The sequence below is a fragment of the Coleofasciculus sp. G1-WW12-02 genome, from assembly GCF_040219735.1.
In the GTDB taxonomy this organism is placed as follows: Bacteria; Cyanobacteriota; Cyanobacteriia; order Cyanobacteriales; family Coleofasciculaceae; genus Coleofasciculus.
Map to the genome: position 1 here is coordinate 64,596 of NZ_JAVJRX010000104.1, position 6,497 is coordinate 71,092.

Annotated in this window: 7 protein-coding genes and 1 pseudogene; all 8 read left to right on the forward strand. The window is 47.2% G+C overall.

Going from position 1 to position 6,497, the window contains the following annotated elements; genetic code table 11:
- Positions 1-243 precede the first annotated feature (243 nt).
- Entirely contained in the window at positions 244-2,355 is a 2,112-nt protein-coding gene (locus tag RID09_RS17705) for a S8 family serine peptidase (RefSeq protein ID WP_446337246.1), read from the forward strand.
- A 124-nt stretch (positions 2,356-2,479) separates the two neighbouring features.
- Positions 2,480-3,766: a mannosyltransferase family protein gene (locus tag RID09_RS17710; protein ID WP_446337247.1), complete on the forward strand. Its 1,287-nt coding sequence runs from the start codon at positions 2,480-2,482 to the stop codon at positions 3,764-3,766.
- Positions 3,767-3,920: 154 nt separating this feature from the next.
- On the forward strand, positions 3,921-4,232 hold the full coding sequence (locus RID09_RS17715) for an RNA recognition motif domain-containing protein (protein ID WP_446337248.1): 312 nt from the start codon (positions 3,921-3,923) through the stop codon (positions 4,230-4,232).
- Positions 4,233-4,400: 168 nt separating this feature from the next.
- On the forward strand, positions 4,401-4,604 hold the full coding sequence (gene rpsU, locus RID09_RS17720) for a 30S ribosomal protein S21 (RefSeq protein WP_006099092.1): 204 nt from the start codon (positions 4,401-4,403) through the stop codon (positions 4,602-4,604).
- A 23-nt stretch (positions 4,605-4,627) separates the two neighbouring features.
- Entirely contained in the window at positions 4,628-5,125 is a 498-nt protein-coding gene (locus RID09_RS17725) for a hypothetical protein (RefSeq protein WP_446337249.1), read from the forward strand.
- Positions 5,126-5,277: 152 nt separating this feature from the next.
- Positions 5,278-5,526, forward strand: a complete 249-nt coding sequence (locus RID09_RS17730; protein ID WP_446337250.1) for a hypothetical protein — start codon at positions 5,278-5,280, stop codon at positions 5,524-5,526.
- 90 nt (positions 5,527-5,616) lie between these two features.
- The gene (locus RID09_RS17735; RefSeq protein ID WP_446337251.1) at positions 5,617-6,162 is read left to right on the forward strand and encodes a DUF2518 family protein; all 546 of its coding nucleotides are present in this window, start codon (positions 5,617-5,619) and stop codon (positions 6,160-6,162) included.
- Between the two features lie 95 nt (positions 6,163-6,257).
- A pseudogene (locus RID09_RS17740) lies at positions 6,258-6,497 on the forward strand (RNA-guided endonuclease TnpB family protein); the annotation flags it as partial.

Consider the following 6,497-nt stretch of genomic DNA (forward strand, 5'->3'; position numbering starts at 1 on the left):
GGAAATTGCCGTCCCTAGTGAGATTGGCGACAAGCCCACATTATAGCTGTAGGCTTTGGCAGTAGGTTCCGTGACAGTTAACCATCAGCGATCGCGATGACTGGAGTACAAGGCAGTCCCCCCGTCTCAACCAGCTAGACTTAAAAAATACCCTGAAGGTTTCTTAAGCATTTTGGAGACTAGGATAAAAAATATTCATCATATAACTGATCTTGTATGATTGACGATAGTCCATTCTAAACTATGATCCCGCATTCTGATTCTGTGCCAGACGATTCTCCTCAAACAACTCCGGTTCCCTCTGAAAGCCCGGGTCTAGTCCTGCAACGGGGCGGTGAAGAACTGGCATTACTCAAGGTGCGCGATCGCTTCACCCTTTGCCCCCAGAACCAAATCCCCGTAGAGCAACTCGAGCAAGTCTTCAGTGTCCAATATCAGCGCCAAATTCCTCACACCCAACTTGCTGAATTTACGGTTAACGCCGAACAAAGGGATGAGGCGATGCAAGCCGCACGCGATCGCGAAGATGTTGTTTTTGCTAGTCATGTCTACCAGCTCAAGGACAATCCGGCTACCTTAATTTACCTGGGCGATCAACTCACGATTCAATTTCACCCAGACACCGATGAAGCAACAATCTCAGCCCTTCAAACTGAATTTGGTTTAAAATCTGTGCGATCGCTCGTCGGTATTCCCAACACCTTCGTCTTTCAACTCACCCCCAATTCCCCAGAGAATCCGCTAAAAATAGCCAATCGACTGATTAGACTCCCCGAAGTTTTAACCGCAGAACCCGATATCATAGTCCCCAAACAGCCGAGCTACCATCCCCAAGACTCCTTATACCCTCAACAGTGGTATCTAAACCACACCGGCGGTTCAACCTTAGCCCCAGGTTCTCATATCGACGTAGAAAAAGCCTGGGATATTACCCGGGGAAATCGCTCCATTGTCGTTGCAATAGCTGATGATGCCATTGATGTCAACCATCCCGATTTTCAGGGCACCGGAAAAATTGTCGCGCCCAAAGACTTTAAAGACAAAGACTTCATTCCTCTACCCAGTGGTTCTGGTGAAAGTCATGGTACCGCTTGTGCTGGGATTGCGGTTGCCGAAGAAAATGGTCAGGGTATTGTCGGTGTAGCACCGGGATGTGCGCTGATGCCCATTCGCACTAGTGGGTTTCTGGATGACACTAGCATTGAAGAATTATTTAACTGGGCAATTGAAAATGACGCCAGCGTTATTTCTTGTAGCTGGGGTGCCGCAACGGTTTACTTCCCCCTCTCCCTACGGCAACGGGCTGCCCTAACCCTCGCAGCGACTGAGGGACGAGGCGGGAAAGGCTGTGTAATCGTTTTTGCTGCTGGAAATGCTAATCGCCCAATCAATGGCACCATCTTTGAGCGCGGCTGGACGAGTGAATTACTGCGTGGACCGACAAACTGGCTCAGTGGTTTCGCCGTACATCCAGATGTGATTGCGGTTTCGGCTTGCACCAGCTTGAGCAAAAAAGCGGCATACAGTAACTGGGGAACCAATGTCTCCGTTTGCGCCCCTAGCAACAATGCTCCGCCAGGAATGTGGTTTGAAAAAACAGGTTTTATTGGCACGGCACCCAAAGTGAATGCCCCAACCCCAGGTAATGGTGTCTTTACCACCGACTTACTCGGAGCAGCGGGGTATGAAATCGGTGACTTTGTAGGCAGTTTTGGTGGCACATCGAGCGCCTGTCCAGTTGTTGCGGGTGTTGCGGCACTAATTCTCTCGGCTAATCCTGATCTGACGGCTAAACAAGTCAAACGTATCCTGCAAGATACAGCCGACAAAATTGTAGACCGTGATGCTGACCCCCAGCTTGGTATGCGATTGGGGACTTATGATACGAATGGGTATTCTCAATGGTTTGGCTATGGTAAGGTCAATGCTTTTAAAGCGGTACAAGCGGCTCAACAGCAACGAGTTCAAACTGCTAAGGTTGCCCAAATCCTCAAACGACGCAATGATAAAAACTTAGCTATTCCTGATGATAATCCCCGTGGTGTGACTAGCACGATTCAAATCACAGAATCTGCCCCAGTGCAAAACATTCAGGTGACGGTGGACATTGAACATGAGTTTTTGGGAGATTTAGAAGTGCAGTTGAAATCACCCAATGGTAAGACTGCGCTGCTACAAAGTCGTACATTGGGTGTTAACACTCAACTCCAATACACCTATTCTATAGAAAATACTCCGGCGCTCAAGTCGTTGCTGAATCAGGATAGTGTTGGTATTTGGCAGTTGAGAGTCATTGATTATGCGCCGATGGATACAGGGAGACTTAAAAGCTGGGAATTAGTTATAGGAATCTAGATAAGGCATAAGTTATAAAAAGCAGGGTGGGGTAGCTTGTGCTACTGTTTTTCAGAAATTTTGTAGCCTAGGATTGAATGACTGAATTGGTGTTCTAGGAATTAGGGCATAGAAAAGCATCTACGTGAATAGTATTACTTTTGCCACGGTGATGTGGCTACTCAGCCGAATTGTCATTGTTATCGCTATGTTGGTGATTGCTCCCTTATTACCTGCGCCACCTGGGGGCATTCAACCGACGGTAAGTTGGGATGTCTTTTCCGCTTGGGATAGTGACCACTATCAAATGATAGCCACTTCAGGTTATGAATATGCTAATGATGGTCAGGGACATAATGTAGCGTTTTTTCCTTTATTTCCCTTACTGGTTCGGGCGGTGATGAGTGGGGGATTGCCCTTTAATGTAGCCGGGACTGTTGTGAATAATCTGGCATTTTGGGGTGCGCTAATCCTTCTGTGTGGTTGGGTTCAAGAGAGTCATGGGCAGAATGTTGCTCGCTGGACAACAGCGGTTTTAGCTTGGTGTCCTTTTTCTCTATTTGGCACGGTAATCTATACGGAGGGGCTATTTCTGTTGTGGAGTACGGCGGCTTTGCGAGCGTTTGACCGTAAACACTATGGTTGGTCAGCTTTATGGGGAGCCTTAGCCAGTGCGACACGATTACCCGGAATTGCACTATCCCCAGCGTTTTTGCTGGTGGCTTGGCGAGAGAAAAGATCGGCTTTCGCCTACCTTCCTAGCTTAGCCACCGCCGGAGGAATGGGACTCTATAGCCTCTACTGCGGAATTCGTTTTGGGGACATGCTAGCCTTTTTAAGGGTGCAACAGGCATGGCAACCTGAACAAGCTTTTTATGGACAGGGATGGTTGAAGATGCTGGTGCAAATTTCAGCAGGGACAGCCAACTGGAATCGGGGTTGGATTCAAGATCCGTGGCATCCCTTGCTTTTTATCACAATTTGCGCATTGGGTTATTTAGTGTGGCGATCGCAAAGTGATCTCACACGGCGAGGCACTCTTCAACCCCCGCGAAAGCGATCTCGTCTGCAACGGCTGTGTGTGGAGCAAGGGTATGGCTTTTACAGCCTCTTCATTCTCCTGTGGCTTTTAGCTGGAGATCCGCTAATTAATATGATTATGGTTTGGGGAGGTGGCTATTTACTCGTGCGAGAGCGAACAAAGCTTAGACCTGTTGCCGTCACCTATGGATTTTGTAGCTTAGCCGTGATTTTAAGCCCAGGTCGCACCATTTCTGCTGAACGCCATGCCTATGGCATTGTATCAATTTCGATAGCCTTAGGTCTGCTGCTGGCGCGTTATCCGCGATGGGGATGGGCAACACTCCTATTCTTCACTCTAGTGTTGGTCAGCTTCGCCGTGCGATTTGCCCAGCATCTCTGGGTTGCTTAGGTTGTAGATTAGGGAGAATGTCAGCAGGGTAGTGGATAAATGGTGTTATTATAATCAGCGAGGTTTATATTCGGCTGTATCGTTTGTTTTGATTTACGGACAGGCATGTCTCCGAATCATAAGTCTCTACATTCATTGGTTTTGGAGATACTCTATGTCAATTTACATTGGTAACCTGTCTTATGATGCTACAGAGGAAGACATTACCAGTATTTTTGCTGAATACGGCACGGTGAAGCGGGTTCAGTTACCCACGGATCGAGAAACAGGTCGGATGCGGGGCTTTGGTTTTGTGGAAATGGAATCAGAAGCTGAAGAATCTGCTGCTATTGATGCTCTAGATGGCGCTGAATGGATGGGTCGGGATTTGAAAGTGAATAAAGCTAAACCTCGTGAACCTCGGGGTCAAGGCGGTGGTGGTCGTCGCGGCGGCGGCAATCGCGATGGATTCTCTCGACGCTACTAAAACCGAATAATGCGGATGTAATCAGCCCATTAATGGCGGCGTTTCTCTACGTCTCCTAGAAGCTGCACTATCGAGTGAAATCAGCTTTTTGTGCTGGTTTCACTTGATTCATTCCGGCTAGGTGTGGTCAGGCATCAAGCAATAAACTCAAGCTGAGGAGGAAATAAAATGGCACAGGTAACTGTCGGTGAACATGAAGGGATTGAGTCAGCCCTCCGCCGATTTAAACAAGCTGTCTCCAAAGCGGGAATTTTTCCCGATATGAAGAAACATCGTCACTTTGAAACGCCGATTCAAAAACGGAAGCGCAAAGCCATTGCTCGGCATAAGCAACTGCGGCGGCTTTCTCGCTATCGCAAAAAACGTTTTTAAGTGTTCACTCTTGTGCAGTAATCATGACTCCTGAAGCTATACGCACGGTTTCTCAGCTAAGGCAAGAGTTTTATTATCAATTTGCCGCAAAGATGAACGTGCCAGTGAAGATTACAACCCGCAATCCATCAACGGGCAATCTGCCAATGGCATCTTGGATCGATGATCGGCAACGCATGAATTATCTGTGTGTCTATGTTCACACAGCTCCTGATGAATTACTCCCGGAACGCCCCTTTATTTTGCGAGTGTCTATTAATAAAGGGGCAGGTATCGTTCAATCGAGGCTGTGGGGACGGGATTGTCGAGGAATTAATCAAAGCTGGCACTTTGACCTAACGCTATTACCTGAGGAAATTTTAGACTTTTGTACTTGGATTGTTAACTTAATTAAATCTCACCGGCAAACGGGTGTTCTAGGTGTCCCTGAACCGCCTCATCCGTTTGATTTCAAACTATCTAATAGCAAAATACTCGTTAATGAGGCTTGGACTCAGAAAGCTCGGCAGGAAATTAGCTGAATTCGGGGTAAGCCCCACGCCCTACGGCTCCGGAGACGTGGGATGAATCGCGAGATAACCCCAATTATAAAATCGACCAATTACTCAAGAGAACGGGGATCGGGCAATAGGGAAAAGTGCAGGTATGGTAAGGGGATTCAGGAGAGAATAAGGTGGACAAAGAGCATATATCTGCCGAAGCGAGGGCAATACGCGATCGCTTATTTGGATGGGATAGTCCCACCCAAGCGCAACTCGAAGAGATTGGCACTGTTGAGTACCTGTGGGGACGGCTGCTAGATACTATACTAGAGACTTGTCCAGATAACCGGGAACGCGATCAGGCAATTGTTCAGCTAGAGAGTGTGCGAGAATGGACGCGAAAGTCAATTATCCGAGGAGCGGAAAGTAGGAATCGTTGATACTGGTGTGTATCTATTCCTACTCTTGAGATAACAAAACTGCAACGATGTAGCCATTGGTGTTTATTAAGTAGCCACACCTTATCTTCTATGCCAACAACGACTGACTTTCTCACGTATACCCAATGGATAGGCACTCTCACCCTAGTCTGCGGAGTTCTTAGCATCCTAGGTTTTATCTTTAAATGGGGCATCCGATTTCGGCTGGTGGGGATTACTGGCTTTATGGGGGTTCTCACAGGCGGCTTATTTGCGCTGAGTATTGTCCCGTTTACCCGTACAGTGGTTCCTGGTGCTGTGCCTTTTTCCTTAGTCTACGACAACGGAGGCAACCAAACCGTCATCGCTTTACCCACAACGATTAACGAATCTCAACTTGAAGCCAGTCTGCGCCAAGCCGCCAGTGATTTGTATTCTTATGGGCGTTTGGGTGGAGAAAATAACCAACTGACTATTCGCGCCCGCACCGTGATCCACCCAGAACCCGGTATATCTAAACCCCTAGTTGTAGGTAAAATCAGCCGCTCGCTGGCTAAGCGTGATGATGAACAGATGACGATCAATATTTACAAAGAACGCTTGGCTCAATTACAGAAGGGCGAAGGTGAAAGCCCTCGTGATTCATCCGAAGGATGAAACCGAGGATTCCTTAAATAGCCGAATTAATTCGGCTATTTTGGTTGGATATTGGCTTAATATTAAGTATAATATAAGCTAGGAGGTGATGCCATTTGTATGGATGTCAGCAGGTATTATTAAAGCCAGATTATGAGGAAACGGCTATTTTAGATTTTATCTGTTCTGAGGCAAACAAATTAACGAACTGCGGTATATATTATGCGCGGCAATTGTGGTTCAAGCGACGGTATTTAATTGGCAAGTATGACCTAGAAAAAGAGTATAAAAGCCATAAGCATTTCCAGGTATTGCATTCTCAAGCTGCCCAACAGGTATTGAGGTCAGTCAGTGAA

What these genes read in the sequence shown, in the direction of transcription:
- RID09_RS17705 (WP_446337246.1), top strand. Translation starts at nt 244, where the DNA reads ATGATCCCGCATTCTGATTCTGTGCCAGACGATTCTCCTCAAACAACT.
- RID09_RS17715 (WP_446337248.1), top strand. Translation starts at nt 3,921, where the DNA reads ATGTCAATTTACATTGGTAACCTGTCTTATGATGCTACAGAGGAAGAC.
- rpsU (WP_006099092.1), top strand. Translation starts at nt 4,401, where the DNA reads ATGGCACAGGTAACTGTCGGTGAACATGAAGGGATTGAGTCAGCCCTC.
- RID09_RS17725 (WP_446337249.1), top strand. Translation starts at nt 4,628, where the DNA reads ATGACTCCTGAAGCTATACGCACGGTTTCTCAGCTAAGGCAAGAGTTT.
- RID09_RS17735 (WP_446337251.1), top strand. Translation starts at nt 5,617, where the DNA reads ATGCCAACAACGACTGACTTTCTCACGTATACCCAATGGATAGGCACT.